This window comes from Roseateles sp. (genome assembly GCF_036486225.1).
GTDB lineage: Bacteria > Pseudomonadota > Gammaproteobacteria > Burkholderiales > Burkholderiaceae_C > Roseateles.
This window is the reverse complement of the sequence record NZ_DASVNZ010000393.1, coordinates 25,402-51,892: the sequence shown is the minus strand read 5'-3', so window position 1 is coordinate 51,892 and position 26,491 is coordinate 25,402. Positions and strand designations below refer to the sequence as shown.

Here is a 26,491-nt window from a genome sequence, read left to right as displayed (position 1 = left end):
CGCGCTGCCCACCGGCGCGCAGATCGCCGCCGGCCAGGCCGCGCTGACACAGCAGGGCTCGCAACTGCGCATCGACCAGAGCTCCAACAAGCTGATCCTCAACTGGAACAGCTTCGACATCGGCAGCGGCGCCTCGGTGCGCTTCAACCAGACCGGCGCCGATGCCGTGGCGCTGAACCGCGTCACCGGCGGCGCACCGAGCCAGATCTTCGGCGACCTCTCCGCCAACGGTCAGGTCTGGCTGGTCAACAACAGCGGCGTGGTCTTCGGCAAGGGCGCGACGGTCAACGTCGGCGGCCTGGTCGCCAGCACGCTGAACATCAGCGACGCCGACTTCCTCGGCGGCCGCGCGCGCTTCTCCGGCACCAGCACCGCGCAGATCCGCAATGACGGGGCCATCCACGCCGACGGCGTGGTCGCGCTGCTGGGCGCGTCGGTGGTCAACACTGGCACGATCAGCGCCGGCCAGGTCGCCCTGGCAGCTGGCCAGCAGGTCGCGCTCGACTTCAACGGCGACGGCCTGCTGCAGGTCCGCGTCGACCAGGCGGCGCTGGACGCCGAGCTGTCGCAGGAAGGCCTCGTGCAAGGCCGCCAGGTCGTGCTGAGCGCGCCCAGCGCCAGCGCGCTGCGCGCCAGCGTCATCAACATGGACGGCGTGATCGAGGCCAAGGGCCTGTCCGAGCAGGGCGGCCGCATCATCCTGGACGGCGGCGACAACGGCCAGGTGAACATCACCGGCCGCCTCGACGCCAGCTCGGCCCAAGGTCTGGGCGGCGACGTGCGCGTCACCGGCGGCACGCTCGCGCTGCGCGGTGCGACGATCGACGCCAGCGGCGCCACCGGCGGCGGCCAGATCCACGTCGGCGGCGGCTGGCAAGGGAAGGACGCGAGCCTGGCCAACGCGGAGAACGTCAGCGTCGACGCAGCGACCACGCTGCGCGCCAATGCGACGGTGAACGGCAACGGCGGCGAGGTCGTGACCTGGTCGGACGGCCGCACCGAATTCGCCGGCCGCGTGGAATCGCGCGGCGGCGATCAAGGCGGCAACGGCGGCCGCATCGAGGTCTCCGGCAAGCAGGAGCTGGCTTACAGCGGCCGCGCCGACGCGCGCGCGGCGAAGGGCACGACGGGCGACCTGCTGCTGGATCCCGCCTCGCTGACCATCAACGGCGGCGGCAGCGGCACCGACGTGCTGACGGGCTCAGTCGTCTACGAGAAGGACATCGAAGCGCAGCAGGCCAACGTGCTGCTGCAGGCCACCGGCGACATCCTGGTCAACGACCTGAACCTCAACGGGGGCGACGGCAAGATCACGATGCAGCCCAACGTCAGCCTGCGCATCGAGGCCGGCACCTCCTCCGGCACCCACCTCACGCCGCCGTCCAACCTGACCGACGGCGCGTTCACGAGCAACTTCGACCTGATGTTCGCCAACGCGAGCAACGTGCTGGAAGTGTCGGGCAGCGGCAGCCTGATGCTGGTGGCCGGTGCGACCGGCTCGGGCCGCGTGCTCAATGCGCCGACGATGATCGCGCACGGCGCCGGCACCAATCCGTCCGGCGCACTGCCGGCCCACAATGTTTCCACCCCCGGCAGCGGCACGCCGGGCGCGGGCTCGATCACCATCTACGGCGCCGACGGCGCCACGGTGGGCGGCTCGCTGACCACCAACGGCGGTTACGTCCGCATCTGGGCCGACTCCGACAACGGCGGTGCCGGCTTCTTCACGCTGAACGCCCCGGTGTCCACCAACGGCGGCAACCTCTACGTGTCGACCGGCAGCGGCGACGTGACGCTGAACTCCAGCATGGTGCTGGGCGCGGGCCGGGTCTTCTTCCGCGCCGACGGCAGCTACACCAACGGCAACAAGATCCTGGCCGGCCTGCTGAGCGTCAGCGGCGACGTCAACATCGACACGCCCTTCGTCTTCAAGGGTGGCGCGAGCATCTACACGGACAGCGCGATCAACTTCGGCAACGTCAACGTCAACCTGAACACCGGCGACGGCGTCCTGACGCTGCGCGCCAACCGGATCGACTGGGGCACCTCGACGCTGCAGAACCTGAGCACCGCGTCCATGCGCCTGGAACCCTACGACCCGGCGACCAACATGGTGCTGGGCGACGCGAACGGCTTCGCCTCGTCGACGACGCTGGCCAAGCTGCCGGGCATCAAGAACCTGACGATCGGCCGCGCCGACGGCACCGGCACGATCAGCGTGCCGGGCAACTTCAGCTTCAACGCCGCAGGCAGTTTCGAGATGGTGGACCGCACCATCGACATCACCGCCGGCACGCTGAACAACACGACGGGCAACATCGTGCTGACCGGCGACAACGTCAACCTGTCGCAGACCATCACCGCCCATGGCGGCACGGGCAAGGTCACGATCCGCCAGATGACGGCAGCCAACGAGCTGCACCTGGGCGGCGGACTGAGCAACGCCTCCATCGGCCAGGTCAACGCGGCGACGCTGGAAGTCGGCCGCAGCGACGGCGGCAACCTCGTCTTCGACAGCGACATCACCACCAACGCCACCACGGTGAGCCTGAAGAGCGGCGGCCAGGTGATCGGCGTCAACGGCGGCGTGGCCGCGGCCAACGTGGCCGTGACCGCGGGCCAGGGCGCGACGCTGACCGACGACACCTTCAGCTTCACGACGCTGGCGATGGACGTCGGCGGCACCACCGTCGTGAATCCGGCCAGCGCCAGCGGCTTCACGCTGGGCACCGTCGACGGCGTCGCCGGCCTGACCACGCGCGGCGCCGCCAACGTGACGCTCAACAGCGGCACCGGCACGCTGACGCTCGACGCGCCGATCAACTTCACCGGCGGCGCGGCGCAGCTCATGCTGCAGGCGCCGAGCTGGAGCAGCACGGCCAACCAGGTGACGAGCAACGGCGCGCAGGCCACGGTCGTCTTCGACCGTACCGGACCGGCCACCGGCATCACCGTCGGCGGCACGACCACGGCGGACCTGACCAACACGATGCTGGCGCGCTTCAACGGCGTGAACACGCTGCGCGTGGACGCGTCCGACCTCGACCTGAGCGTCGTCGGCCCGGTCCAGCTGTCGCTGGGCAACCGTCTGGAGCTGCTGGGCGACACCTTCACCCAGGCCGGCGCGATCACGATGACCAACGGCGGCGTGCTCGTGCGCGCCGAGTCCGGCGGCATCAACGTCGCCAACAACATCAGCTCGAGCGGCACCGTGTCGCTGGACGACCGCAGCACGGTCGGCATCGGCAACCAGCAGGGCGTCCTGATCACCGCCGGCCAGCTGGCACTGCGCAGCGGCGGCGACGCCAGCTTCAGCAGCGCGCAGCAGGTCGGCACGGTGGCGGCGGATGTCCATTCGCTGACGATGTCCAACACCGGCTCGCTGATCGTCGGCGCCGCCGACGGCCTGCAAGGCGTCCAGGCCGACGGCACGGTCTACCTGCGGGCCCAGGGCACCACCGCCGATCTGACGCTGCAGCAGCAGGTCACTGCCGGCAACGACGGCGCGGACGCCACCCCGATCGTCCTGCGCGCGGCGCGCAACTTCATCAACCAGGCCGGCGCGTCGGCGCTCCAGGCCGGCAACGGCGGCGCGTGGCAGGCGTATTCGACCTCGCCGCTGAACGACGCGCGCGGCGGGCTGGTCGCCGACTTCAAGCAGTACGACGCCCGCTACGGCAACGCCGTGCTGGGCACCGGCTCCGGCTTCCTGTACACGGTGGCGCCGACGCTGACCGTCGGCCTGTCGGGCAGCGCCTCCAAGGTCTACGACGGCAACGTCGACGCGGCGACCGGCGGCCTGCAACTGGGCGCCACCGGCGCGATCGACGGCGACATGGTCAACCTGGCCATCGGGTCCGGCGGCTCAGCCCATTACGACACGAAGAACGTCGGCTCCGGCAAGACGGTCACGGTCGACGGCGTCGTGATCTCCGGCGGCCAGAACGGCGGCACCGCCGTCTACGGCTACACCCTGGTCTCGGACAGCGCCAGCGCCGCCATCGGCCAGGTCACGCCCAAGACCGTCACCATCGCCAACGGCGCAGTGCAGGACAAGGTCTACGACGGCAACACGACGGCACAACTGTCGGGCGGCGGCATTGCGGGCCTCGTCGCGGGCGACGACACGTCGCTGAACGGCACCGTCAACTTCCTGGACAAGAACGCGGGCAGCGCCAAGGCCGTCAACGTGTCCGGCCTGGTCCTGGCGGGCAACGATGCCGGCAACTACGTGCTGGACACCAGCGCGGGCGCGACGGCCGCGATCACCCCGAAGGCCGTGAACGTCGGCGCGATCCAGGTGGGCGACAAGGTCTACGACGGCACGCGCACCGCGCAGGTCACTACCGGTGGCGCTGTCGGCGTCATTGCGGGTGACGAGCTCGGCGTCGCGGCGAGCGGGCAGTTCGACAACAAGAATGCCGGCACCGGCAAGGCCGTCGACGTGCAGCTCGCGCTGACCGGCGCGGACGCAGGCAACTACGTGCTGAGCTCGGGTTCGACCCAGGGCGCGGCCTCGATCACGGCACGCACGGTGGACGTCGGAGCGATCCAGGTCGGCAGCAAGGTCTACGACGGCACGCGCACCGCGCAGGTCACCACCGGTGGCGCCGTCGGCGTCGTCTCGGGCGACGAGCTCGGCGTTGTGGCCAGCGGCCAGTTCGACAACAAGAACGCCGGCACCGGCAAGGCCGTCGACGTGCAGCTCGCGCTGACCGGCGCGGACGCGGGCAACTACGTGCTGAGCTCGAGCTCGGCGCAGGGCGCGGCCTCGATCACGGCACGCACCGTGGACGTCGGCGCGATCCAGGTCGGCAGCAAGGTCTATGACGGCACGCGCACCGCGCAGGTCTCGACCAGCGGCGCTGTCGGCGTCATTGCGGGTGACCAGCTCGGCGTCGCGGCCAGTGGCCAGTTCGACAACAAGAACGCCGGCACCGGCAAGGCCGTGGACGTGCAGCTCGCGCTGACCGGCGCGGACGCGGGCAACTACGTGCTGAGCTCGGGCTCGGCGCAGGCCCGCGGCGACGTGACCGCCCGCACGATCCAGGCGCCGACGGTCATCGTCGTCGGCGGGGTCTTCAACAGCGACACCGCGGCCACGCTGGTCATCGGCGCGCCGCAAGGTGTCGTGGCGGGCGACCAGGTGAACGTCGGCGGCACGGGCCGCTTCGACACGCCCTTTGTCGGCACCGACAAGCCGGTGAACGTGCAACTGACGCTGAACGGCGCGGACGCGGCGAACTATCGCCTGGAGCCCGCGTCGCTGACGGTGACCGGCGCGATCAATGCGCAGGTCGTGCCCACGGCGATCGGCGCGCTGGTGATCCAGCCTGCCGGCGGCAATGGCACGCAGGACGGCGGCGGCAGCAAGACCTCGAATGTGCCGACCGGCAACGGTGGCAACGGCGGTGGCATCGGGAACAGCGTGGCCTCGGTCGCGGCGGGTCCGTCGGGCAATCCGGCAGGCACGATCGATCTGGGCAACGGCAGCAGCGCGGGGAACGGCTCCGCCAGTGGTTCCGGCAATGGCAGCGGCACCAACGGCACCAGCAGCAATGCAGGTTCCAGCAACGGTGCGGGTGCGAATGGCGCGGCAGGCAACGGCGCAGCAGGCAACGGTCAGGCAGGCAATGGCCAGGCAGGTGTCGACGGCAGCTCGGGAGGTTCCGGTCTGAACGGCGGCAACGGCTCGGGCCAGAACGCGAACGGCACCGGCGGCAGCGTCGCCGTCGCCAACGTCGGTCTGGAGCAGATGCTGCGCGACAGCGGCCAGGTCAGCCTGGCGGTGGACGCGCCGGCCTACGAGCAGCCGCGCCAGAGCCAGATGCCGGTCTACGCCGACAACGGCGGATCGGCACCGACCCCGCTGGGCATGTTCCGCGTGGACGACCTGGGCGACAGCCTGGCGCTGAAGCCGGTGCAGCAGCCGGTCCCCGCGGCGGAAGCCGTGTCGGGCGGCGTGAGCCGCCAGGTGCGGACCATCGTGGCGCTCGGCGGCGAGCGCTCGACGACCCTGGACCTCGTGCTGATGGCCGACGGCACCTTGCGGGTGCAAGCGCCGGCGGCGGCCTCGGAACTGGACGACGACCTGGTCACCACGCTGGCGCTCAGTGCGCTCAAGCAGCAGACCGGCATCGCGCCCACCAGCGTCCGGGCCGTGATGCTGCGCCGCGGCGGCTGACCCGAACCATCCCCGCCAAGGGGATCCCCACCAACGCCGTGGCGTCTGCACGCCGCGGCGTTGCCATTTCCGGGCCCGGCAGTCGCTGGCGGACGGCGGCGTCACTGGACGCCCCACCCCCAAAGTTCCGGGGATCGGCTCGCGCGTCGAAACGCCCTATGCTCGGCGCCTCCTCCGCGAGGTCCTCGACATCCATGTCCGCTCCCACCGGCCTGTCGCTCCGCGCCCGCCTCTACCTGGTCCTGGGCCTGGCCCTCGCGTTGGTCGCCTCGTCGGCGCTGCTCGGCTGGTGGCAGTCGCAACGGCTGGCCGACATCGCGCAATCCCTCTATGACGACCGCCTGGTCCCCGTCGACCTGCTGCGCGAACTCGAGCACACGCTCGGTCCGCATCAGCTGGGCGCGCTGCTGATCACGCAGGCGCAGCAGCCCGACGCGGCCAAGCTCGACGGCGCCGGCCGCCGGCTGGCCGACACGACGCGACAGCTCTGGACTCGCTACCTCGCCACGCGCATGGCGCCGGCCGAGCGCGCCCTCATCGTCCGCACCCAGCCCTTGCTCGACCAGCTCTGGGCCGCCCTCTCCACGACCCAGGCGCCCACGCCCGACTCGCTGCGCGAACTCAACCAGCGCCGCCTCGCAACGATGCGCATGCTCGACGAGCTGATCGCCTTCCAGTTGAGCCAGGCCCGCGTCGACACCGAACGCGCCCGGCAGACCGCCACCGAGGCCGCGCACCTGGGCCTGCTGCTGGTGCTGCTGACCGGCGGTCTGTGCAGCGTCGTCGTCTGCACCGTCTGGACGCGCTACGACGACGAACGCCGCGTCAGCCAGGACGCGCGCGAACGGCTGCAGCGGCTCTACGTCGCACTGTCGCAGACCAACCAGCTCATCGTGCGCCGCGAGGCCGAAGCCTTCGACGACCCGCGCGCGGAACAGCGCCTGTTCGAAGGCCTGTGCCGCATCTGCGTCGAGACCGGCCATGCGCGCTTCGCGGCCGTGGTGCTGGTCGACGACGACCACTTCGAGCGTGTCGCCGAACACGGCCCGGCCGACCGCCTGATGCCGGGCGCACCACGCCAATGGTCCCGCGACACGCCCTTCGCGCGCAGCTCGATGGCGACACGCGCGATCCTCGAGGGCAAGCACCAGGTCAGCAACCACGCGCTCGAGGATCCCACGCTCGCCGCCTCCGGCGCGCCGATGATCCCGCCCGGCGTGGAGGCGATGGCGGCCTTCCCGCTGCGCCGCGGCGGCGAGGTCGTGGGTGCGATCAGCCTGCTCGCCGGCGAACGCGGCTACTTCGATCCCCAGGTGCTCGGCCTGATGGACGAGATGGCGGGCGACCTGTCCTTCGCGCTCGACCACCTGAGGCGCGAGCGCGACCAGGCGCGCGAACTCGACGGCCTGCGCGACGCGCTGCACCGCCATGAATCGGGCCTCGTCGAGACCACGCCGGCGGCCTTCCGGCCCCCGATGCCACCGGCGCCGGCGACGCCATCGACGCCTGCGGCAAAATTGCCGGATGCAACTGATCAGTCTGAACACGGCCCGCGCTGAACCCCTGCTCATCGACGGGCGCCCGGTCATGACGGGCATCCGCAAACGGCCGGTGGACGGCGAGGTCGAAGTGAGGCCCCTCGGCCTGGAGGGCGACGAGCAGGCCGATCCGAGCGTGCACGGCGGGCTGTCCAAGGCGGTCTACGCCTACCCTTCCGAGCACTACGCCTTCTGGCGCACGGTCCGCGCACAGGCGCAGGCGGCCGGCTGGGACGACCCGCTGTCCTGGGGCGCGATGGGCGAGAACCTGACGATCTCCGGTCTGGCCGAAGGCGACGCCTGGATCGGCGATGTGCTGGTCTTCCCGGACTGCGAGCTCGCCGTCAGCGAGCCGCGTTACCCGTGCTTCAAGTTCAACGCGGTGATGGGCTTCAACAAGGCCGCGAAGATGATGACGCAGAGCGGCTGGTGCGGCTTCTACCTGGCGGTTCGACAGCCCGGCACGATCACGGCGGGTCAGTCCTTCACCGTCCGCCCCGGCCCGCGCGAGGTCTCCATCGCGGAGCTCTTCCGGGCCAAGACGAAGCGCTGATCTCTTTCTCCCTCTCCCGGGGAGAGGGTAAGAGTGAGGGCCAGCGGCGGTCGCAGTGCAGAGGCCCTCAGTCCGCCAACGCCGGATAGTCGGTGTACCCCTCCGCGCCACCGCCATACATCGTCGCCGAGTGCGCCTTCTGCAGCGGCGCATTGAGCTTGAGCCGGCGCACCAGATCCGGGTTGGAAATGAAGCTCCTTCCGAACGCCACCGCGTCGGCATGCCCCTTCGCGACGGCCTCGATCGCCATCTCCCGGGTGTAGCCGTTGTTGGCGATGTAGACGCCCTTGAAGCGCTCACGCAGCGCGTCGTAGTCGAACGGCGCGACATCGCGCGGACCGCCGGTGTGGCCTTCGATGACATGCAGGAAGGCCAGCTTCATCGGCGACAGCTGCTCGACGACGTAGTTGAAGAGCTTCTGCGCATCGCTGTCCTGCCCCGCGTCGTTGACCGGCGTGACCGGCGACAGACGCAGGCCGGTGCGGTCGGCGCCGATCGCGCCGGCGATCGCCGTCATCACTTCGAGCAGCAGCCGCGCACGGTTCTCGATCGACCCGCCGTACGCGTCGGTGCGGTCGTTGATGCTGTCGCGCAGGAACTGGTCCAGCAGATAACCATTGGCGCCGTGCACTTCGACGGCGTCGAAGCCCGCCGCCATCGCCGCCTTGGCGGCATGGACGTACGACTCGATGACGCCCGGCAGCTCTTCGAGCTTCAGCGCGCGCGGCGCAGCCACGTCGACGAAGCCGTCCTTGGTGAAGGTCTTGCTGTTGGCCTGGCGGTCCGTCGCCGACAGCGGCTTGGCGCCGCCCGGCTGGAAGTCCGGATGGGAGATGCGCCCCACGTGCCACAGCTGCACGGCGATCTTGCCGCCGGCCTGGTGGACGGCGTCCGTCACCTGCTTCCAGGCGGCGATCTGTTCGGGCGAATGGATCCCGGGTGTGTCGAGGTAGCCCTGTCCCTGCTGCGTGATCTGGGCGCCTTCGCTGATGATGAGTCCGGCGCTGGCGCGCTGGCGGTAGTACTCGATCGCAAGCGGTCCCGGCACCAGGCCGACGGAGCGGTTGCGGGTGAGCGGCGCCATGACGACGCGGTTGGCCAGCGAGACGGCGCCGACTTGCAAGGGATCGAAGAGACTGGGCATGGCGATGTCGAGGATGCAGATGAAGGTGGACAGCGTCCGGCAGGGGTGCCGGACCACGATGGCACGCAGCTTAGCGAGCGAATCCGGCCTTCGCAGCGCCTAGGCGACAGCCCGGACGTGGGCTGGGGCCTTGCGCCGCCTTCACGGCCGGCCCGAAACGCTTGGCTACACTCGCCCGGCTGCCTGGGGACGCTGTCCCCGCCTCCGCGCGGCGCCCCCTCCTTCACCGCCCCGACTCGGGAGCCTGTCGATGCCCTCTTCTGGTTCCCCGCTCTCCCCGCTCCCCCCGGTTGAATCCTTGCTCCGCGCCCCGCTCGCCGACATCGGCCGACGCCGGCTGCTGCAAGCCGGCGCCGCGGTGGCGCTGCCGTCCTGGCTGCTGCCGGTCCAGGCCCAGCGAGGCGGCGCCTCGGGCGCCGTGATGCACGTGGGGCCGGACCATCCGGTGAAGACGCTGGCGGCGGCCGCCTCGCAGGCGAAGGCCGGCATGACGATCGAGGTGCAGGCCGGCGAGTACGCCGGCGACGTCGCCGTCTGGCCGCAGGACGACCTGACGCTGCGCGCCGTCGGCGGGCGCGTGCGGATGCTGGCCAAGGGCGCGCATGCGCAGGGCAAGGGGATCTTCGTCACGACCGGCAAGCGGATGACGATCGAGGGCTTCGACTTCGTCGGCGCACGCGTGCCGGACCGCAACGGCGCGGGCATCCGGCTGGAACGTGGTTCGCTGAACTTGCGGGACTGCCGCTTCCAGGACAACGAGAACGGCCTGCTGGCCGGCAACGACGCGAGCATCGAGCTGCGCATCGACGGCTGCGATTTCGGCCCGATCGCGCCCGGCGAGGGCCGCACGCACAACTGCTACGTCGGCGCGATCGGCAAGCTGTCGGTGGTGGCGAGCTACTTCCACCACGGCGCGTCGGGGCATCTGCTGAAGACGCGCGCGGCGGTGAACCACATCTTCTACAACCGCCTGACCGACGAGACCGGGCGCGCGAGCTTCGAGCTCGAGTTCCCCAACGGCGGCGTGGCGCTGGTGATGGGCAACGTGATCCAGCAGAGCGCGTCGACGGAGAACTACCACCTGATCGCGTACGGCAGCGAGGGGTTGTCCAACCGCCGCAACGAGCTGCACCTGATCAACAACACGCTGGTCGACCGGCGCCCGGCCGGCGGCGTGTACCTGCGCATGGGGCAGCAGGCGCAGAAGCTGCGGCTGATCAACAACCTGCTGTGCGGCAAGCACGAGCTACCGGCGGGACCGGACCGCGAGCAGCACCACAACTACTTCGTCGAGCTGGACAGCTTCGTCGACGCGGACCGCTACGACTTCCGCCTGCGGCCGGACTCGCCGCTGATCGGGCGCGCGGTCGACGCGGGCACGGTCGACGGGCAGGTGCTCAAACCGGTAATGCAGTACCAGCATCCGTGCGGACTCAAGGAAGTGCCGGCGGGGACGGCGTATTCGCCGGGGGCGTTTCAGGTTTGAGCCATCAGCTTCTTCGCTTCGCGATCCGCTGCAAGCTCGAAGAGTCGGACGATGTCGATGTGCTGAACGCTCGCGATGATCTCGTCGATCAAGGCCTCCTCCATCTTCGCTCGGCGCTCCGCGCGAAACGCCGATAGCGAGATCACTGGTGCGGCGGTACCGCTGGTCGTCGACGATGTTGCCTTGGCCTTCGCTTCAGATGGGATATGCAGAATCATGGGTGGAGGCTCCTTGAATGACCGAGAGGTGAGGCGTCTTGTCTGCGAGCGCGCGTTGACGCAAGGATTCGATGACGATTCCCTCAAGCGCAGGAAGGGCCTCGAGGCTTTTCTTCAGTCGGGGAGATGCCGAGCCCGGTGCGATGCGGATGACCCGTCCTGATTCCTTGCGCGAGTTCGCCGGGATCCGGAAGAAGCTCAAGTAGCGCGTCGGCGCGACGCCGTCGAACGGGATCAGGCGCACTTTGTCGACGTCCTTCTCGCACTCCGACAATGCGTCTCCGTGCAACTTGACTGCCAAGCTCTTCTTGTACGGTTCGATGAAGTAGACCTCTTTGATGCCCGCGGCAACGAGGTGCCTCGCGCAGACGTGACAGGGATAGGTGGTCACAAAGAGCTGCCCCCCTCGCACACGCTCTCCAGCATGTCGAAGTGCCGTCAACAACGCATGCATCTCAGCATGCACGGCGCGCGAAAACTCGATCAAGCTTCGCAGCTTCTTGTTCTCGAAGACGGCTTCCGCCGCCTCTCCCCTCCTGGATTCTTCGATGAACGGGGTCAGCGCCGACATGAGTTGCGCCGACAGCGCACGCTTCTCCTCGTCGTTGTGACAGATGCCGCCATAGCTCCAGCACCGGCCGTCCTTGTCCCCCTTCGGATCGGTTTCAAGATCCGTGACGTAGAGATCGCCGAACGGGCGAGGAACATCGTTCCAACCGATAGCCAGGACCTCGCCCTGCTGATCGGTGACCGCAGCACCCACTTGCCGAGACAGGCAGGCGGAATTGCCGGCGGCAGAAGCGGCCGCGTGCATGGCTGTCTCCTGCCGCGTCGGCGTAATCACCTGCGTCCCGAGGACAAGATCGAGGAACCGCTTTACATGCGTCGAACGCCCGGATTCGGCTTCAGCCCGAAGGAAGTAGTCGCATTGCGGAAAGATCTCGTCGACGCCGATGCCCTCGTGCACTTCGGCGCCCGACTCTGGATCCATGAGCGCGCCGATCTCGGCGTCGCTCAATCCCTCATGTCGCAGAGTGGCCTCTCGATGCGACGGTGGGGAATACACGCCCACCATGTAAAGCACCTCCCGGTAGACGGTACGAAGAAGTTCGAGCTCCTGCGGCGTCTTGATGGACTGGATGATGTGACATACCCGCCGCGACATGAAGTCGCGCGAGATCGGATTGCGACCATTGACCTGCCGGCTCAGTCGAATCTGCTGGACCGCCAGCTCGGCAAGCACAGCAGATCCGTAGCGGCGACGGAGTTCCAGACCGTCCCGGATCAAGCCCGTCCGTCGATGCAGGGCCCCTTCAACGCGCTGCGCGTCGTCTTGCGGCGAGTGCTTCCGGATGAAATCGCTCACCCGGATGATTTCGACCTCGTACTTGAAAGATGCGTTGAGCATCGCGCCAATCTCGATCGCCACGTCCTGGAGAGGCGTGCCGATGGGACCGCACAAGGCAATGACGAGTTCGTCGGTATGGGTTCCCTTGAGAACACTCGTCGACGAGTGATCGGATAACAGGCGTCCGCGCGAAGACTCGCCGGATGCGGAGGGGGCATTCAACTTCTGGCTCATTCGGATCTCCATCAACAGATCGAAATCCTGCGCCCGTTCCGGAGGGCCCAATTTCACCTGGCCGCGATGCCGTCGCGATTCCGCGACGGGCCCTCCTGCACATTCATGGGTCCGTTGAGGGATCGATGCCTTGGATTTGCTAGCCCCGTGGGGGGAACCTTGGCCGGGGGCGCGCTACAGTCCTGTCCATGCTCGCTTACCGACACGCCTTCCACGCCGGCAACCATGCCGACGTGCTCAAACACCTGGTGCTGGCCGAGGTCCTCCGCTACATGGGGGAAAAGGACAAGCCCTACACGCTGGTGGACACCCACGCCGGCGCCGGCGGCTACGCCCTCGACGGCCGCTACGCCCAGAAGAACGCCGAACACGCCGGCGGCATCGCCGCGCTCTATTCGCGCAAGGACCTGCCCGAACCGCTGCAGCAGTACGTGCAGCTGGTGCACGACTTCAACCCCGGCAAGAAGCTCGAGCAGTACCCCGGCTCGCCGGCCATCGCGCGCATGCTGATGCGCTTCGACGACCGCCTGCGCTGCTACGAGCTGCACGGCACCGACCACCGCATCCTCGCCAGCTACCTCGAGGACCGCGCCAACACGCAGGTCCTGCAGCAGGACGGCTTCGCGTCGCTGAAGGCGGAACTGCCGCCGCCCTCGCGCCGCGGCGTCGTGCTGATGGATCCGTCCTATGAGATCAAGGCCGACTACGGCAAGGTCGTCGCCGCGCTGCGCGAGGCGCTGCAACGCTTCGCCGACGGCACGATCGCGATCTGGTATCCGCAGCTGCAGACCGTCGAGTCCGCGCAGCTCGTGCAGCGCCTGAAGTCCGCCTCCGAGCCCGTCGCGAAGAAGGGCTGGCTGCATGTGCGCCTCACCGTCACGCAGGCCGACGAGCGCGGCTTCGGCATGATGGGCAGCGGCATGTTCGTCGTGAACCCGCCGTTCGTGCTCCACGACAAGCTGGCCGAATGCCTGCCCACGCTGGTGGACACGCTCGGCCAGTACGACGACGCCAACTACCTGCTGGAACAGCAGACGGCCTGATCGCGCTCACGCACGCTCTTACGAAGTCCTCGCCCGGAGCGGCGGATGCCGGTGCCCCCGGCCGCGAATTCCGAGCGGCGAGGAGGAGATTGAGCGGACGGGGGCACCGGCATCCGCTGCGATCGCCGTCCTCGATCAGTATCCGACGGTGAACCGCCGGCGAATGTGCTGCGGGCGTTCCAGCTCGTCGACGATGGCGACCGCCAGGTCGGCCGTCGACACATGCGCCGGCCCGTTGGCGTCCATCACCGGCGTGTCCAGGCTGACGCGGTAGCTGCCGCGGCGCTCACCCGGTTCCAGGTGCGGGGCGGGCGACAGGAAGGTCCAGTCGAGCGACGATTCCAGACGGATCAGGTTCAGCGCCTCGCGCGCGGCCAGGGCGCCCTGCTTCCATTGGTCCGGGAACTCCGGCAGGTCCACGATCTGCACGCCCGGCGCCGCATACAGGCTGCCCGCGCCGCCGACCACCAGCAGGCGCTTCACGCCGGCGCGCTTGACGCCGTCGTAGATCGCTCGGGTGCCTTCCAGGAACTCGGTGTGGATGTCTGCCACCGACCAGCCCGGGTTGTAGGCGCTGACGACCGCATCGACGCCTTCGACAGCGGCGGCGACCTGATCCGACTGCTTCGCGTCGGTCTTCACCACGGTGAGGCCGGCACGGGCGTCCAGCTTGGCCGGATCGCGCGCCAGGGCGACGACCTCGTGGCCGCGGGACAGCAGTTCCTTGAGCACTTCCTTGCCGACAAAGCCGGTCGGTCCGATCAGGGCGACTTTCATGGGGATTCCTTTCGAGCGGGTTTCGCTGGGTTCCGAAGATTCCGGGGGAGCGACGGGGGTGTCGCCATGGATTCGACTGTAGGAACTTCACAATCTCCGCAGAAGTCCTCAGAATCCGACTCCATTCTTTAGACGATCTACACAATCCCCCGATGCTGGACCAACTCCGCCGGATGGCCGTGCTGGCGACCGTCGTCGAACAGGGCAGCCTGGTCGCGGCGGCGCGGCAGTTGCAGACCACGACCTCCGCGGTCAGCCAGCAGCTGCGTGCGCTGGAGCGCGACATGGGCGTGACGCTGCTGCACCGGTCGACCCGCCGCATCAGCCTGACACCCGCCGGAGAACGCTTCGTGCAGGGCTGCCAGGCGATGCTGGCCGCCGCGCGTGACGCGCAGACCCAGCTGCATCACCTGCGCGACGCGCCCGAAGGCGAGTTGCGCATCAGCGCGCCCGTCGGCGCGGCGCGGCAGATCGGACCGGCGCTGGCGCCGCTGCTGGCAGCCCATCCGGGGATGAGCCTGCACCTGGAGGTCGACGACGGCTTCACCGACCTCGTCGCCAAGCGCATCGACCTGGCCGTGCGCTTCGGCCGCCTGCCCGACAGCAACTGGGTCGCGCAGCGCATCGGGCAGCGGACGGTGGGGCTCTATGCCGCACCGGCCTATCTGGCGCGGCGCGGCGTGCCCACCACGATGTCGGACCTGACGCGGCACGACTGGGTGTTCCTGCGCTCGGACACCGGCGCGATCCGGAACCTCTCGCTGATCGGCCCCGACGGTCGCGAGGAGGTGCTGCGTGTCAGCCCGCGCGCGAGCAGCAACAACCAGCTCAGCCTGCAGCAGTTCTGCGAAGCGGGCATCGGGCTGGCCTTCCTCAGCGCGGAGGACGTCGAGGAGTCGCAGTCCCAGGGCCGCCTCCTCCCGCTGCTGCCGGGCTGGTCGCTGCCGATGCTGCCGGTCTACGTGATGACGCCGCAGCGCGATGCGCAGCCGGCCAAAGTACGCCACGCGATTGAAGCGCTCGCCTCTGCGTTCGCAGGCGCCGCAACGACGCGGAGCGACCCGGAGCGCCCCGGATGACCGATGACCACTGGATCCAGCTGCGACGCGATCCACGCACCGGCATCGAGACCGTGCGGGCGCATTTCACCGGGCATGCCTACGACCCGCACGGCCACGACGAACTGCTGATCGGCATCACCCAGCAAGGGGTGCAGCGCTTCCGGTGCCAGCGCGCGCTGCACACGAGCACGCCCGGCCGCGCGATCCTGATCGAGCCGGGCGCGGTGCACGACGGCCATGCGCCGGAAGAGACCGGTTTCACCTACGCGATGCTCTATCTGCCGCAGGACTGGACGACGCGGTTGCTGGCGCAGCACGGGCTCGGCGGGTTGTCCGCCATCCAGCCGGCATTCCGCGACACGCTCGCGGACGATCCCCGCCTCTTCACGGCGATCGAGTCGGCCTTCGACGCGCTCCACGCCGGTGAAGCGCGTCTGGGCTGCGACCAGACGCTCGACCGCCTGATGGGGCTGCTGGCCCGACATGTCGATGTCTCGGACGAACCGGTGCGAGGGGACTCGTCCCGGCTGGCGGAGCGCGCCCGCGAGTTCCTCCATGACCGGATGGCAGGGGATGTCGGACTCGACGACCTGGTCGCGCACACGGGGATGGACCGTTTCCGGCTGACGCGGCAGTTCAAGCAGTCCTTCGGCCAGTCGCCCCACGCCTACCTCGTGAGCCTGCGGCTGCGCGCGGCACGGGCGCTGCTGGCGCGCGGCCACCGGCCGTCCGAGGTCGCGACCGAGGTCGGCTTCTCCGACCAGAGCCACTTGGGACGCTGGTTCCAGCGCGCCTACCGCCTCACGCCGGCCGACTACCGCCGCCGCTGCACAAACCTTCTAGACCGGGATCCGGGGCCGACGTGACGATGTGGGCTTCGCAGTTGAAGCACGCCGTGCGACGTCCATGTTTGATACGAAAGTGGCCCTCATCGTCCGGAACGACCTGGCAACCTGGCAGCGGCTGAACGTGACCGCATTCCTCGCGACGGGGATCGCGGCCTCGGCGCCGGAGGCGATCGGCGAGCCCTATGTCGACGCCCTTGGCCGCCGCTATGCCGCCATGCTGGGTCAGCCGATGCTGGTCTTCGAGGCGGACCTCGCCGGCCTGCAGACCGCGTACCGCAAGGGGCTCGAGCACGACCTGACCCTGGTGCCCTACGTCCACGCGATGTTCTCGACCGGCCATGACGAGGCCAACCGCGCCGCCTTCCTCGCGGAGGACGCCGAGCGGCCCGACCTCGTCGGTCTGGCGTTGCGCGGACCGAAGAAGGCCGTGGACAAGGCGATCAAGGGTCTCTCGCTGCACCGCTGACCGCCGCGCCGACTGCACCGCAGACAGCCTCTCGGTTGTCCGCATGCCGTCGTCACGGCGCGCCGCTACATTGGCCCCATGCAACTGAGTCAAGCCGCCTGGGCCCGCATCGTCCCGTTCGCCCTCTTCATGCTGCTGCTGGCGCTGCGGGGCGCCCTGCCCGAGCAGAACGCCCTGGGCCTCGATCCGCGCTGGATCTACGCGCTGAACCTGGTCGTGGTCGGCGGCGCGCTGGCGTGGTTCTGGCGCGGTTACGGCGAATTCGCCCGGCAGAACCGGCCGCGCCTCGGCGAGGCCGCGATGAGCGTCGCGGTCGGCCTGATCGTCTTCGGGTTGTGGATCCACCTCGACGCGCCCTGGATGCAGCTCGGCGAGGCCACCGCCGCCTTCGTGCCGATGACCGCGGACGGCCGCGTGGACTGGACGCTGATCGCGATCCGCTGGCTGGGCGCAACCCTGATCGTGCCGGTGATGGAGGAGCTGTTCTGGCGCAGCTTCCTGATGCGCTGGATCTCGAGTCCGCAGTTCGAGACGGTCGACCCGCGCGCCGCCGGCCTGCGGGCGCTGGTGCTGTCGACCTTCGTCTTCATGCTCGCCCACACGCTGTGGCTCGCGGCCATCGTGGCCGGCGCGGCCTACGCATGGCTCTACATCCGCACCGGCAAGCTGTGGTGCGCCGTCATCGCCCACGCGGTGACGAACGGGGTGCTCGGCATCTGGGTGGTCTGGAGCGGGCGGTGGGAGTTCTGGTGAGCGGCTGCCCGCCGCGTCTCAACGCTTGAGCGCCTTGGTCACGGCCGCCGGCCGCTGCAGGTGCTTGAAGCGCTCGAACAGCCAGCAGCGCATGCCCATCACCAGCGTGAACTGGCGCTTCTCCTCGTCGGGCAGTTTCTGGTCCAGCAGATGCTGGCGGGCGAAGTCCTCGGCGACACGCTGCAGCCGGTCCCGCAGCTCGCGCGCCATGCCGGGGCTGAGCTGCCCGTGGACCAGCATCAGCAATTCCGCGTCGTTGTCGAAACCACCGGCGAAGAAGTCCTGCATGACGTTCTCGCGGAAGAAGGCCATCACCGGGCCTTGCGGCCGCCAGCGGAAGGTCTTGGCGACCTGCAGCCGATACCGGTTCAAGGGCCGTAGTTCGATGATGCCGAGCCGATCCAGCTGCGCGAGCGCGCGCGTCACGTCCGGCTCACCCATGCGGTAGGTCGCGACGATCTGCTCGAAGCTCCACTGGCTCAGGCAGCAGATGGCGGTCAGCAGCAGCTTCTCATCGGCGACGACCTCGCGCTCCTGCTGCAGCGTCAGCTCGCTGCGCAGCGAAGTCGACTTGGCCAGGCGCTGCGACAGCTCCGCGAAATCGGTCTTCAGCACGCGGCAGATCTCGTCGATCCGCGACAGCGGCATCTCGCCGCCCGACGCGAACATCCGCTTCACGCTGGACTCCGACAGGTCCAGCGCGGTCGCCAGCTGCGCATAGCTGATGCCGGCCTGCTTCAGCTCGGCCTTGATGAGATCGATGAGGGATTGCGTGCTCGCCATGGGGGCGGACGTTAGCGCAAGTCGGCAGCGCAACCCGACAGCGCGGCCGGGTATCGGGTACCGGGATTCGAGACCGTCCGGCTCGCGCCGCGATACCGCGTCAGCCCGCGGGACGGTTGCCACGCAGAGAGCCGGACCATCGCGCCCGTTCCCACTTCCACGAGCGCCGACCATGCTCCGCCGACGTCATCTCCTGTGCTGCGGCGCCGCCGCGGCCGCGGGCCTCTTCAGCGCGCTCGCGGCCGATGCGGCCGGTCCGCTGCGCAACCCCTGCGGCCACCCGGCCCTGCCGATCCCCGGCGTGGATCCCGACTGGCTCGAACGCATCTGGGACGGCATTGATGCCAAGCAGCTCTGGGATGTCCATGCCCATCTGATCGGCACCGGTGACTCGGGCTCGGGCTGCTGGATCGCGCCCTCGCTGTCGCAGTGGTGGCATCCGGTCGAGTTCGCCCGCAAACACGCGATCCTCAACGGCGCCTGCGTAGCTCCGCGCTCGGTCGCGGCGGGGGATGTCGACCGCGCCTACGTCCGCCGGCTCACCGCGCTGGCGGATGAGTTCCCGGTCGGTGCGCGCTGGCTGCTCTTCGCGTTCGACGAGGCCGTGGATGCCGCCGGTCACCGCAGGCCCGACTGGACGACCTTCCATGTCCCCGATGCCTATGCCCGCGCCATCGCCGCCGAACGTCCCGACCGCTTCGGCTGGGTCGCCAGCATCCATCCGAACCGCGAGGACGCGCTGGAACGTCTGGACCGCGCGATCGCCGGCGGCGCGCTGGCGATGAAGTGGCTGCCCAGCAGCATGGCCATCGACCTGCGCGACGCCCGTCTGCGGCCGTTCTACGACCGCCTCGCCGCCGCCAGAATCCCGCTCATCGTCCACTGCGGGGAGGAGCACGCCGTCCCCGGCGCGGACCGCCAGGACCTCGGCAATCCGCTGCTGCTGCGGGAGCCGCTGCGCCACGGCGTGCGCGTGATCGCGGCGCACTGCGCCTCGCTGGGCCACGCGATGGACCTGGACCTGCCGCGTCCCCGCTCCGTTCCCGCCTTCGAGCTCTTCGCGCGCCTGATGGACGAGCCCGCCTGGAACGGTCTGCTGCTCGGCGACGTCTCCGCGATGTTCCAGTTCAACCGCCGGCCCGAGGTCTGGCGCACCGTGCTGCGTCGCAAGGACTGGCACGACCGTCTTCTGCATGGCTCCGACTACCCGCTGCCGGGTGTGCTGCCGCTGGTCCAGTTGCCCCAGCTCGTCCGGGCCGGGGTGCTGGACGAGATCCACGTCGCTCCTTTGGGGGCATTGCGCAACCACCATCCCCTGATGTTTGATCTCGCCCTCAAGCGGTTCGCCCGGTGGCAGGGAGACGCATTGAGCGCTCCGGTCTTCGCGACCGCCCGGCACTTCCCTGTGCCGGCGGCATGAAGTCCTCCCACTGAACCCCGGGGTCACCCCGGCGGCGAGGCCCGCCCGGATCGAGCGGTAGCACCGATCGATACCAGGACAGGCGGCGGGTGATACTCGCCGCAAATCAGCAAGGGGAACCGGGCGCCCGCGACGACAGTTGCGCCATCGCCACCGGAAACCACCCGACGGGGCGACGACCCCGGCAACCACAACCGGTCCCGACCGACCGGCTGACAGGAGGAAACCCAGACATGACCACCCCGCACATCCGCATCCAGCGCGACACGCAAGCCTGGCGCTACCAGGTGTGGATCTCTTTCGGCATCAGCGTCGCGCTCTGCGCGATCGGGCTGGCCTGGCTCCCCGGCGCGGACCTGGACCGCGCCTTCATGGTCATGGGCTACGTGTTCTGCCTGTCCGCCGCCTTCGCGCTGTCCAAGTACATCCGCGACAACCAGGGCGCCCGCACCGACACCCCGATGTGGGGCCTGGTCGTCTGGAGCGGCTTCGCCCTGGCGATGGCGCTCACCGGCTGGGGCCTGTGGCGCATGGAGGTCCAGCCCGTCTGGAAGGCCTACCTGCTGGTCTGCTGGTTCTACCTGATCTCCAACGTCTTCACGCTCGCCAAGATGCTGCGCGACGCCCACGAGGCCGAGCTGGCCGAAGCGCGCCTGCAAGGCCGCCGCGACGCCCAGCGCGAGGCCGTGCCGGCCGCCGCTCAATGAGCATCGCCGCAATCCTCGCGCCGACCGCCCCCACAAGGAGTTTCCTCATGCGTCCCCGTTTCTCCCTCATCGCCCTGCTGACCGCCGCCGCCCTCGCCTTCGGTGCGACCGGCGCGGCCCGCGCCAACGGCCCCAGTGACGCCAGCGCCGCACTGTCGGCCGTCCCGGTCGCCATCTCGGTCGTCGCGCCTTCCGCGGTGCTGGTCGGCGGCGCGGCCTTCGTCGTCGTCGCGGTCGAGAGCACCGCCCGCGGCACCGTCTGGGTGCTGCAGCGCGCCTCCGACGGCGTGCGCATCAGCGTCGAGTTCTCCGGCAAGGTCGTCTCCAGCGCCGCGAACTCGATCGGCACCGCCGTCGTCATCACGGCGATCAGCACGGGCTACGTGATCTCCGCCGCGGCCGAGGCCATCGCCTTCATCCCGAACGAGATCGGCGCCTCGCTGCTGCACAACGAACGCGTCACCGGCAAGGACCGCGTCACGCGATGAGCGGCGGTCACGCCATGAAGACGATGCTGACGGCGGCCGTGCTGGCCGCCGCGCTGGCAGCGGGTCCGGCGCAGGCCGGCCGCCCGTGCGAGAACGCCAAGCCCACGATCGACCAGATCCGCCGCGGCATGGACCTCGCGCAGGCGACCGCCGCGGCGCTGGACCGCAGCGGGGCCGACGTCGTGCTGCTGGCGCGCGCTGGCCAGGACCTGAGCGAGTACGGGCTGCGCTGGTCGCACGTGGGCTTCGTCTATCGCGACACGATGGGCAGCGGCGCCGATGCCAGGCCGGTCTGGCGCGTGATGCACAAGCTCAACCAGTGCGGCACGGCGCTGGCCGATCTGTACCGCCAGGGACTGGGCGAATTCTTCATGGACAGTCCGGTCCGCTACGAGGCGGCGTTCTCGGTCCTCAAGCCCGAGCTGCAGCAGGCGCTGCTGCCGGTGCTGAAGGAGAACGCCCGCTCGGCGGCGCTGCACACGCCGGACTACAACATGGTCGCCTACCCCTGGTCGCGCCAGTACCAGCAGAGCAACCAGTGGGCGCTGGAGACGCTGGCGTCCGCCGCCGCGCCGCGCGAGGTGCTCAACCGGGCGCAGGCGCAGGACTGGCTCAAGCGCCAGGGCTACGAGCCGTCCGACCTGCGCCTGTCGACTGCCAAGCGCCTGGGCGCGCGCATCGGCATGGCCAACGTCGCCTTCGACGACCATCCTTCGGCCAAGCGCTTCGCCGGTCACATCGAGACCACCACGGCCGACACCGTCTTCAGTTGGCTGACCCGCAGCGGCTACGGCCAGGCGCCGCAGATCGTCAAGGCGGCGCCCTGACGCCCGTCCACGGGAACTGACCGACACTCTCCTCCGACTTCCACAGCGAGCCCTCCCATGAGCGACTCTTCCCACACCAGCCAGTTCGCGTTGCTGAGCCAGCGCCGGTTCGCGCCCTTCTTCTGGACGCAGTTCCTCGGCGCGGGCAACGACAACCTGTTCAAGTTCGCCTTCACGGTGCTGGTGACCTACCAGCTCAACGTGAGCTGGCTGCCGCCGACGCAGGCGGGCCTGGCGATCGGCGCCTTGTTCATCCTGCCGTTCGTGCTGTTCTCGGCCACCAGCGGCCAGCTCGCCGACAAGTACGACAAGGCGCGGCTGATGCGATTCGTGAAGTCGCTCGAGATCGTCATCATGGCGCTGGCCGCCTACGGCTTCTACGCGGTCAACGTGCCGGTGCTGCTGGGCTGCGTGTTCCTGATGGGGCTGCACTCGACGCTGTTCGGGCCGGTGAAGTACGCCTACCTGCCGCAGCACCTCAGCGATCACGAGATCACCGGCGGCAACGGCATGGTGGAGATGGGCACCTTCGTCTCCATCCTGCTGGGCAACCTGGCGGGCGGTCTGCTGGTCGCGACGCCGATCGTCGGGCCGCAGCACGTGGCGATCGCCTGCGTGGTGGTGGCGCTGCTGGGTCGCGCGACGGCGCAGGCGATTCCCGCCAGCCCCTCGACCGATCCCGACCTCGTCATCAACTGGAACCCGGTCACCGAGACCTGGCGCAACCTGAAGCTGGCGCACGGCCAGCTGGCGGTGTTCCGTTCGCTGCTGGGCATCTCCTGGATGTGGTTCTTCGGCGCGGTGTTCCTGGCCAACTTCCCGTCGTTCGCGAAGGAGGTGCTGCACGGCAACGAGCAGGTCGCCTCGCTGCTGCTGATGGTGTTCTCGATCGGCATCGGCATCGGCTCCCTGATGTGCGAGATGCTGTCGCGCCGGCAGGTCGAGATCGGCCTCGTGCCGTTGGGCGCCATCGGCATGAGCGTCTTCGCGATCGACCTGTACTTCGCCTCGCGCGGGCTGCCGCCGTCGTCGCCGTTGAGCGTGGGAGCCTTCCTCGCCAATCATGCGCACTGGCGCGTGCTGGCCGACCTGGGCCTGCTGGCGCTCTTCGCCGGCCTGTACAGCGTGCCGATGTACGCGCTGATCCAGATGCGCGCGCAGCCTTCGCACCGCGCGCGGATCATCGCGGCCAACAACATCCTCAACGCGCTGTTCATGATCGCCAGCTCCATCCTGGCCGGCGCGCTGCTGGGCGCGGGCCTGACGATCCCGCAGCTGTTCCTCGTGGTCGGCATCGCCAACGCGGTGGTGGCGTTCTACATCTTCCTCGTGGTGCCGGAGTACCTGCTGCGCTTCTTCGCCTTCGTGCTGTCGCGCCTCATCTACCGTTTCCGCGTCACCGGCGATCAGCACATCCCGACGCAGGGCGCGGCGGTGCTGGTGTGCAACCACGTGAGCTTCGTCGACGCGGTGCTGCTGATGGCGGCGAGCCCGCGGCCGATCCGCTTCCTGATGGACCACCGCATCTTCCGGGTGCCGGTGCTGGGCTGGATGTTCAAGCTGGCCAAGGCCATCCCGATCGCGCCGCAGAAGGAAGACGCGGCGACCTATGACGCCGCCTTCGCCGCCGCGCAGGCGGTGCTGGACGACGGCGAGCTGGTGGGGATCTTCCCGGAAGGCGGCCTCACACGTGACGGCTCGCTGCAGGCCTTCAAGGGCGGCGTGATGAAGCTGCTGGAGGGACGCCCCGACATCCCGGTGGTGCCGATGGCGCTGCAGAACCTGTGGGGCTCGTTCTTCTCGCGCGTCGAGCAGGGTCAGGCGATGGTGCGGCCGTTCCGGCGCGGGCTGTTCAGCCGCGTGGGGCTGGTGGCGTCGGCGCCGATCGCGGCGAAGGAGGTGACGCCGGAGTTGTTGAGGGAACGGGTGGCGGTGTTGCTCGGATCAGAGAACGCCGTGACGGGACATCCGGCGAAGGCCTGATCAGGCACTGCGGGTCCCGCGCCGAAGCGCGCGCCGGATCCGCAACTTGATCGCCCTCGCCGATCGCCACACCGCGCTCGCGCGGACCCAGACGAGCAGGCCTTCCTTCCACACGGTCCAGCGCCCGTAGAGCCGCGCGAACCAGGGCAGGCTCATCAGCGCGGGCTGTGTCAGCGCGAAGATCCGCGCCACCACCGCCGTGCCGATGACCTTCGCCAGCACGATGACGCAGAGCCCCAGGCCTGGCCGGCCGATGCCGATGAGCCAGAGCGCCAGCAGCTTGATCGGCAACAGCATCAGGCCTGGCAGGAAAAACACCACCAGCGCCGCATACGGCGGAAGCCGCCTCACGACGGCTTCCAGTTGCCGCAGCACCGGCAGTCGGCCGATCGCGGCCATCGCGCGCTGCAGCGGTTCCCAGCCCCATTCCTCGAACAGGATCACCAGCGCCAGCACCAGGCGCACCATCCCGCGCAGCGGCGCCAGCAAGCTCTTCAACATGGCCGGGATGATGCCAGGGGTTACGCCCGGTCCCGCGTGCAAGAATGGTCGCGACCATGCAAGACCCCGTTTTTTCCCTGCGCGACGCCGCCGTCGGACACCTTTCCGCGGGCAGAACGGCGCAGGCCGTCACGGCGTACCGCACGCTCTTGGACGTGACGCCCGGACTACCCGACGACTGGTTCAACCTGGCTTACCTCCAACGCCAGCTGCGCGATTTCCCCGCTGCGCTGGCCGCCTACGATCGCGCGCTGGCCTTGGGCGCCCAGGGCGCCGAAGAGATTCATCTGAACCGCAGCGTGATCCTCGCCGAAGACCTGCGCCGCGAGGCCGACGCGATGGCCGAGCTGAAGCGTGCGCTCGCCATCGCGCCCCGTTTCCTGCCGGCCTTGGTGAACCTGGGCAACCTGCACGAGCAACGCGGGGAACGCGTCCAGGCCCAGGCCCGCTACGAACAGGCGCTCGCCGTCGACCCGGGCCATGCGCTGGCCCTCTCCAGGCTGGCGAACCTGCGCCGCTTCGACTCCCCCGCCGATCCGCTGATCCAGCGCCTGAGGCAGGCGCTGGGCGTTCGCGGCCGGCATCCCGCCGAACACGCGGACCTCGCCTTCGCCCTGGGCAAGGCGCTCGACGACGCCGGGTCCCATGATGACGCCTTCGCCGCCTACGCCCACGCGAACCGGGCCGCGCGGTTCAGCCAGGGCCGCACCCCGCTGCGCTACGACCGCGACGCGCATGAACGGCTGGTCGACACGCTCATCCGCCAGTCGCTGCAGCCAGTGCCGCCCTCCCGCCCAGACGAATCCGTCGCCCCTGCGCCGGCGGTCTTCATCTGCGGCATGTTCCGCTCGGGATCGACGCTGCTGGAGCAGATCCTGGGCAGCCATCCCGGTGTACGCCCTGGCGGAGAGATCGACCTGCTGCCCAGCCTCGCCCACCGCCATCTGCTGCCGCGTCTGGCGGAACCGGACCGCCCGCTGCCCGCCGAACTCGTCGCCCAGTTGCGTCGCGAGTACCGCGACGGCGTCGCGATGCGATTCCCTGGCGCGGCACGGCTGACGGACAAGCGCCCTGACAACTTCCTCTTCGTCGGCCTCATCAAGCAGCTCTTCCCGGACGCGAAGATCCTGCACACACGGCGCGCCGTGCTCGACAACTGCCTGTCCGTGTTCTTCCTGCACCTCGGTCCGTCGATGGCGTACTCGCTAGACCTGGAGGACATTGCGCACTGGTATCGCCAGTACCGGCGGCTGATGGCCCATTGGAAATCGCTGTACGGGGACGACATCCACGATGTCGACTACGACGCGCTGGTCGCCGACCCGCGCCCGCACATCGCGGCGGCGCTGGAACACCTGGGCCTGACATGGGATGAGGCCTGCCTGAATTTCCACGCCAGTACGGCCAGCGTCGCGACGCCCAGCAACTGGCAGGTGCGGCAGCCGCTGTACCAGCGCTCCTCGGGCCGGTGGCGCCACTATGAGCGTCATCTCGGTGGACTGCGCGCGGCGCTCGGCCCGCTCGCGAACGACGCCGAGGGCGGTCTCCCCCGCTGATCAGCTGCCCAGCAGACCCGCAGCGCGCAGGTGCGCCAGCACGGCGTCGGCAGCGGCGTCCGGCGAGACGGTGGCCGTGCGAAGGTGCAACTCGGGCGCGGTTGGCGGCTCATAAGGCGAATCGACGCCGGTGAAGTCCTTCAGCAGGCCCGCGCGCGCCTTGCGGTACAGGCCCTTGGGATCGCGCGCCTCAGCGACCGCCAGCGGCACGTCGACATGGACTTCGATGAACTCGCCCGGGGCGAAGCGCTCGCGCACCGCCTGCCGATCGCGTCGGAACGGCGAGATCAGCGCCACGATCACGATCAGCCCCGCATCGGCCATCAGTCGCGCGACCTCGCCCACGCGCCGGATGTTCTCGCCCCGGTCCTGGGCAGTGAAGCCCAGGTCGCGGTTCAGCCCGCCTCGCAACACGTCGCCGTCCAGCAGGTAGGTGTGCAGGCCTTGCGCGTGCAGCCGCTGCTCCACGCGGTCCGCCAAGGTCGACTTGCCCGCACCCGACAGGCCGGTCAGCCACACAACCGCGCTGCCGTGACCTTTGAGTTCGGCGCGCGCGGCGCGATCGACTTGCGA

At 69.4% G+C, this 26,491-nt stretch carries 21 protein-coding genes and 1 pseudogene; 15 read left to right on the top strand and 7 right to left on the bottom strand.

Annotated elements, in window-relative coordinates; genetic code table 11:
- The 3 genes from VF536_RS25650 to VF536_RS25640 form a co-directional block, all read left to right on the top strand.
- A partial coding sequence (locus VF536_RS25650) for a YDG domain-containing protein (RefSeq protein WP_331617787.1) occupies positions 1 to 6,184 on the top strand: 6,184 nt, incomplete at its 5' end.
- A gap of 194 nt (positions 6,185 to 6,378) precedes the next feature.
- Positions 6,379 to 7,743 carry a GAF domain-containing protein gene (locus VF536_RS25645; RefSeq protein WP_331617786.1) on the top strand — a complete coding sequence of 455 codons (1,365 nt, stop codon included), beginning with the start codon at positions 6,379 to 6,381 and terminating at the stop codon, positions 7,741 to 7,743.
- Entirely contained in the window at positions 7,709 to 8,275 is a 567-nt protein-coding gene (locus VF536_RS25640) for an MOSC domain-containing protein (protein WP_331617785.1), read from the top strand. The genes VF536_RS25645 and VF536_RS25640 overlap by 35 nt, the downstream gene beginning before the upstream one ends.
- 67 nt (positions 8,276 to 8,342) lie before the next feature.
- Here VF536_RS25640 and VF536_RS25635 read toward each other — a convergent pair whose 3' ends face one another.
- On the bottom strand, positions 8,343 to 9,419 hold the full coding sequence (locus tag VF536_RS25635; RefSeq protein WP_331617784.1) for an alkene reductase: 1,077 nt from the start codon (positions 9,417 to 9,419) through the stop codon (positions 8,343 to 8,345).
- 298 nt (positions 9,420 to 9,717) lie between these two features.
- On the opposite strand from VF536_RS25635, the gene VF536_RS25630 reads away from it, so the two are divergent.
- Entirely contained in the window at positions 9,718 to 10,905 is a 1,188-nt protein-coding gene (locus VF536_RS25630) for a hypothetical protein (RefSeq protein ID WP_331617783.1), read from the top strand.
- On the opposite strand, the gene VF536_RS25625 is transcribed toward VF536_RS25630, so the two are convergent.
- Both VF536_RS25625 and VF536_RS25620 read right to left on the bottom strand, forming a co-directional pair.
- Positions 10,896 to 11,123 carry a hypothetical protein gene (locus tag VF536_RS25625; RefSeq protein WP_331617782.1) on the bottom strand — a complete coding sequence of 76 codons (228 nt, stop codon included), beginning with the start codon at positions 11,121 to 11,123 and terminating at the stop codon, positions 10,896 to 10,898. The genes VF536_RS25630 and VF536_RS25625 overlap by 10 nt on opposite strands.
- Entirely contained in the window at positions 11,101 to 12,705 is a 1,605-nt protein-coding gene (locus VF536_RS25620; RefSeq protein ID WP_331617781.1) for an anti-phage dCTP deaminase, read from the bottom strand. Before VF536_RS25620 ends, VF536_RS25625 begins: the two co-directional genes overlap by 23 nt.
- Before the next feature lie 188 nt (positions 12,706 to 12,893).
- Between VF536_RS25620 and VF536_RS25615 the strand changes: the two genes are divergently transcribed.
- Positions 12,894 to 13,748, top strand: a complete 855-nt coding sequence (locus tag VF536_RS25615; protein ID WP_331617780.1) for a 23S rRNA (adenine(2030)-N(6))-methyltransferase RlmJ — start codon at positions 12,894 to 12,896, stop codon at positions 13,746 to 13,748.
- 135 nt (positions 13,749 to 13,883) lie between these two features.
- Here the strand turns inward: VF536_RS25615 and VF536_RS25610 are convergent, their stop codons facing one another.
- Positions 13,884 to 14,525, bottom strand: a complete 642-nt coding sequence (locus VF536_RS25610; RefSeq protein ID WP_331617779.1) for an NAD(P)-dependent oxidoreductase — start codon at positions 14,523 to 14,525, stop codon at positions 13,884 to 13,886.
- A gap of 152 nt (positions 14,526 to 14,677) precedes the next feature.
- Between VF536_RS25610 and VF536_RS25605 the strand changes: the two genes are divergently transcribed.
- The 4 genes from VF536_RS25605 to VF536_RS25590 all read left to right on the top strand — a co-directional run bounded on the left by VF536_RS25605 (position 14,678) and on the right by VF536_RS25590 (position 17,653).
- Positions 14,678 to 15,604 (top strand): LysR family transcriptional regulator, encoded by a 927-nt coding sequence (locus VF536_RS25605; RefSeq protein WP_331617778.1) that lies wholly within the window; start codon positions 14,678 to 14,680, stop codon positions 15,602 to 15,604.
- Complete coding sequence (locus tag VF536_RS25600) at positions 15,601 to 16,452, top strand: AraC family transcriptional regulator (protein ID WP_331617777.1); 852 nt, start codon at positions 15,601 to 15,603, stop codon at positions 16,450 to 16,452. Before VF536_RS25605 ends, VF536_RS25600 begins: the two co-directional genes overlap by 4 nt.
- Before the next feature lie 40 nt (positions 16,453 to 16,492).
- Entirely contained in the window at positions 16,493 to 16,900 is a 408-nt protein-coding gene (locus VF536_RS25595) for a DUF2000 domain-containing protein (protein WP_331617776.1), read from the top strand.
- Positions 16,901 to 16,978: 78 nt separating this feature from the next.
- Positions 16,979 to 17,653: a CAAX prenyl protease-related protein gene (locus tag VF536_RS25590; RefSeq protein ID WP_331617775.1), complete on the top strand. Its 675-nt coding sequence runs from the start codon at positions 16,979 to 16,981 to the stop codon at positions 17,651 to 17,653.
- An 18-nt stretch (positions 17,654 to 17,671) separates the two neighbouring features.
- Here the strand turns inward: VF536_RS25590 and VF536_RS25585 are convergent, their stop codons facing one another.
- Entirely contained in the window at positions 17,672 to 18,436 is a 765-nt protein-coding gene (locus VF536_RS25585; protein WP_331617774.1) for a helix-turn-helix transcriptional regulator, read from the bottom strand.
- 172 nt (positions 18,437 to 18,608) lie between these two features.
- Between VF536_RS25585 and VF536_RS25580 the strand changes: the two genes are divergently transcribed.
- The 5 genes from VF536_RS25580 (at position 18,609) to VF536_RS25560 (ending at position 23,861) form a co-directional block, all read left to right on the top strand.
- Positions 18,609 to 19,856, top strand: a complete 1,248-nt coding sequence (locus VF536_RS25580; protein ID WP_331617773.1) for an amidohydrolase family protein — start codon at positions 18,609 to 18,611, stop codon at positions 19,854 to 19,856.
- A gap of 233 nt (positions 19,857 to 20,089) precedes the next feature.
- Positions 20,090 to 20,563 carry a YiaA/YiaB family inner membrane protein gene (locus VF536_RS25575; RefSeq protein WP_067279986.1) on the top strand — a complete coding sequence of 158 codons (474 nt, stop codon included), beginning with the start codon at positions 20,090 to 20,092 and terminating at the stop codon, positions 20,561 to 20,563.
- A gap of 47 nt (positions 20,564 to 20,610) precedes the next feature.
- Positions 20,611 to 21,051 (top strand): hypothetical protein, encoded by a 441-nt coding sequence (locus VF536_RS25570; RefSeq protein WP_331617772.1) that lies wholly within the window; start codon positions 20,611 to 20,613, stop codon positions 21,049 to 21,051.
- Between the two features lie 14 nt (positions 21,052 to 21,065).
- Positions 21,066 to 21,878: a DUF2145 domain-containing protein gene (locus VF536_RS25565; protein WP_331617771.1), complete on the top strand. Its 813-nt coding sequence runs from the start codon at positions 21,066 to 21,068 to the stop codon at positions 21,876 to 21,878.
- A 57-nt stretch (positions 21,879 to 21,935) separates the two neighbouring features.
- A complete protein-coding gene (locus VF536_RS25560; RefSeq protein WP_331617770.1) occupies positions 21,936 to 23,861 on the top strand; it encodes an MFS transporter in 1,926 nt (641 codons plus the stop codon).
- Here VF536_RS25560 and VF536_RS25555 read toward each other — a convergent pair whose 3' ends face one another.
- Positions 23,862 to 24,362, bottom strand: a complete 501-nt coding sequence (locus VF536_RS25555) for a hypothetical protein (RefSeq protein ID WP_331617769.1) — start codon at positions 24,360 to 24,362, stop codon at positions 23,862 to 23,864.
- A gap of 56 nt (positions 24,363 to 24,418) precedes the next feature.
- Here VF536_RS25555 and VF536_RS25550 point away from each other — a divergent pair, with 56 nt between their 5' ends.
- Positions 24,419 to 25,918, top strand: a complete 1,500-nt coding sequence (locus tag VF536_RS25550) for a tetratricopeptide repeat-containing sulfotransferase family protein (protein WP_331617768.1) — start codon at positions 24,419 to 24,421, stop codon at positions 25,916 to 25,918.
- Here the strand turns inward: VF536_RS25550 and cysC are convergent.
- Positions 25,919 to 26,485: pseudogene (gene cysC, locus VF536_RS25545) on the bottom strand (adenylyl-sulfate kinase); the annotation flags it as partial.
- Positions 26,486 to 26,491: the final 6 nt, after the last annotated feature.